Origin of the sequence: Escherichia sp. XD33 (genome assembly GCF_019375075.1) — a bacterium.
Taxonomy (GTDB): Bacteria; Pseudomonadota; Gammaproteobacteria; order Enterobacterales; family Enterobacteriaceae; genus Enterobacter; species Enterobacter flexneri_A.
Window position 1 is genome coordinate 1 of record NZ_JAENDM010000135.1, and the last position, 3,112, is coordinate 3,112.

A 3,112-nucleotide genomic window follows, 5' to 3' on the forward strand; every position below is an offset into this window, starting at 1 on the left:
ATGGCTGGCCGCTGTATGAATCCCGCCTGAAGGGAAAGCTGCACGTAATCAGCAAGCGATATACGCAGCGAATTGAGCGGCATAACCTGAATCTGAGGCAGCACCTGGCACGGCTGGGATGGAAGTCGCTGTCGTTCTCAAAATCGGTGGAGCTGCATGACAAAGTCATCGGGCATTATCTGAACATAAAACACTATCAATAAGTTGGAGTCATTACCGATATTGAATATCCGATGACACTAAATGATTTATCGCGGCTTTGCGACTCTATTGCCGAAGCAGTAGGTGTGCCTGGCGGCGTCAAATACCAGTTCGTGTCCCAGCCGGAAGCGCATGAAACCAGCTTCTGATAACCAGTAACCAAACTGCCTAAAAGCAGGTGCAAAGCCATGAAACAAACAAAGTCTTCTATGTCACGTATTGTGCAGCTGTACGACGGGAGCCGATACGGAAACTGCGAGCAGGCTGATAACGAAGGAGAGCTTTTTACGGTGGTGTTGAATAAGCCTTCGCAGATCGATGACATCCGTAAAATCGTAGACACAACCGCCGAAGTACTTGGCAAAGCTTTGCCAGTACTCCTCTTATAAAGCTTACATCCGTGAAGGATAATTACGGTCTTACTACTTTCAGTTTTTCATTCCAGTGCCGTCCATTTTAATTTATCGATTTTAAGCGGTCGGCGCTATTTCATCGTTTCTTTTCCGACTGTAATTCCTTATATATAGGAATATTTCAAAGAATTTTTCTCAGGTTATTTGTGGCGGGATGCCAGTTGTTATAATGATTCCACATAATCTGGAGAGTTAATCATGATCACATCTCTAATGAATTTCCGCGATTTAACCGGAGAGGCAGTCATCCAGGCGCGGCAATGCGTTATTAATGCGGAGATCGAAGCGGCCCGGGAAAAGGTAATTCATGCTCGTTCGTTATTCGAAGCGGGTATACATAATGTTGTAAACGGTAGTTCTGGCATTAAGGCTGCGGCAGCACATTTTCTGGTGATAAAACGTTTACAGACTGACACTCGGTATCTGGATGCGGTTATCACTGATAACCTTTGCATGTTTTCTCCTGAGGGTTATCTGTATCTGTTTATGCAACAGCGTTATATGCGATAAAACAATGTGTTAGGGAAGTATCTTGCCATTAAAAATATTAAAAAGGTGACTTGATGAAACCATTTGGACTTGCCGGAAAACCCCGGCCCGAACCTTGCGGCTGCTGCTGGTATACCCGTGAGGACTGCCCTTACGTCAGCGCAAAATAGATCTATCGCCGCAGGCAGCGCAAGGCAGAACGCCAGCGTCAGCGCAGCACCATTGTGATGGCCGTTTCTGAATTTCGCTGACTTCTTCTGGAAATATCATTTTTTCTCCAGAAGAATTTTAAAATAAAGGGAAATCTCTTCACGGGTATCTGATGTTTATTGTTTATGGTAAATTGCGCCACATTAATTTTTGTGGCGCAGTTCGTGTTGGCTTAAGGATATAATATGAAAATCAGCCAGCTGGAATCCGGGATGCAGGTTTGGTCTGTAACCCGTACCAAAATGGGAAATACCACCATTACAACGGTCATTGTCCACCCCGTTGTCATTATAGAAATTCATGATAATCATGTGATTGCTCGCTGGAACGGCAATGCACCACGTCGTTTTGGAGAAACGGCTATCAGGGGCTGGAAGAAGGAGAAGCCCCTGCTTGTCCGTGAACCTTTCGGAAATGCTCGCCTGGCCACCCGGGCTGAAAAAGCCGCTATGCAGGAAAAAGAGTAATACCCCTTTTAGCATCCACAATTTCAACGTCCATCTGCCTTTAACCTTGCCTGTTAATAACGGAATCCTTTCTGACTGGCCGGATCCCACGCATAACCTGAACTGTTGGCTAACCGTCTTACAGCCAAATTCCCTCCTTTATCTGGCAGGAGTGCGTCCGTGAGCTCTGTATGATCTACGTGTTTGTTCAGTAGAGCACATAACAGGAGTGGGGTATGACTGAATTAAATAAAAGCCCGTCCGGTTTTTCCGGAGCTGATGTCAGTAAAGAACAGGCTGCCATAAGGGCACTTGTAGAAAGAGTAGTGACCAACTATCGCAGCCGGACAGCACCTGATCGGGTTCAAAAGGCTTCGGTAGCGTTTAATGGGGGATTAATCCTGACCCTGATGCTGGCCTTGTCGCTATTGGGCTACCTTGTGGCGGAATTGTTCAGGGGGTATGTTGCGGATAGTTCACCCTATGTGCCTGGTCTAAGTTATTCGCAATTTTCGATGCTGATGATCGTTGAGCTGTGTCTATGCTTTCTCGCATGGTTTTTGGTTGTCACAGGGGACTATCCCCGGCCGTGGATATTTCAGGTAGTCCCGATGGAGCAGTACTGGTTCTTTGACGAAGTGGATGACGACGATCTTGCCCGGCTTTCCTGTAACCCTTACATCAAGCGCTGGCTACTTGATGAAATGTCCGGTATTCATCGACTGACCTACACGAGGCTGCATGATCGACTGGAGCGCATCTGTAATATTCCATCCCATCTCGAATACAGCCGTATTCAGGCACATAAGCTTTCCCTAATCAACGGAACCAGTGCCTCCTGATCCTACCATTGCATCCGGAAATTAAACGGGCAGGAACTGCACTGTATGTTCCGACCAAGCAGCTGCCCGTTACCCTTTTCTTTAGTGTAAAAAGACTGTCTCCGACAACCGGAAGTGACTCATGTCAAATAAATTATAAATCAATGATTTATGCAGGCAGGGTGTTTGGCTGATCAGGGCAGAGTGATATAATGACGCTGGTGCTGGAGGCTTTTGCCCCAGCCAGCGGTAACACTGTTTGACTGTGGTAAAAGCAGAAAGCCCCGAGTAATTTTTCAATTAACCTGTACTGCACCCATTTTGTTGGACGATGAAATGGAATAGCCCCTGATATGTCAAAGCCAAAATACCCTTTTGAAAAGCGCCTTGAAGTCGTGAATCACTACTTCACTACTGATGATGGTTACAGGATCATCTCGGCACGTTTTGGTGTCCCCCGAACCCAGGTCAGGACATGGGTTGCCCTCTATGAAAAACATGGAGAAAAAGGTTTAATTCCCAAACCTAAAGG

Annotated in this window: 6 protein-coding genes; all 6 read left to right on the plus strand. The window is 46.4% G+C overall.

The features are described from left to right. The coding region (locus K0778_RS25420; protein WP_214290698.1) for an IS1 family transposase at positions 1–203 on the plus strand (203 nt) is incomplete at its 5' end. Positions 204–389: 186 nt separating this feature from the next. Continuing rightward, on the plus strand, positions 390–590 hold the full coding sequence (locus tag K0778_RS25425) for a hypothetical protein (protein WP_000814954.1): 201 nt from the start codon (positions 390–392) through the stop codon (positions 588–590). 222 nt (positions 591–812) lie between these two features. Next, positions 813–1,124, plus strand: coding sequence for a hypothetical protein (locus K0778_RS25430; protein ID WP_001424621.1), 312 nt, complete (start codon positions 813–815; stop codon positions 1,122–1,124). Between the two features lie 374 nt (positions 1,125–1,498). Beyond that, positions 1,499–1,780, plus strand: a complete 282-nt coding sequence (locus K0778_RS25435; RefSeq protein WP_000703843.1) for a hypothetical protein — start codon at positions 1,499–1,501, stop codon at positions 1,778–1,780. A gap of 215 nt (positions 1,781–1,995) precedes the next feature. Then, the gene (locus K0778_RS25440) at positions 1,996–2,601 is read left to right on the plus strand and encodes a hypothetical protein (RefSeq protein WP_000137793.1); all 606 of its coding nucleotides are present in this window, start codon (positions 1,996–1,998) and stop codon (positions 2,599–2,601) included. Between the two features lie 332 nt (positions 2,602–2,933). Next, a partial coding sequence (locus K0778_RS25445) for a helix-turn-helix domain-containing protein (protein ID WP_024202724.1) occupies positions 2,934–3,112 on the plus strand: 179 nt, incomplete at its 3' end.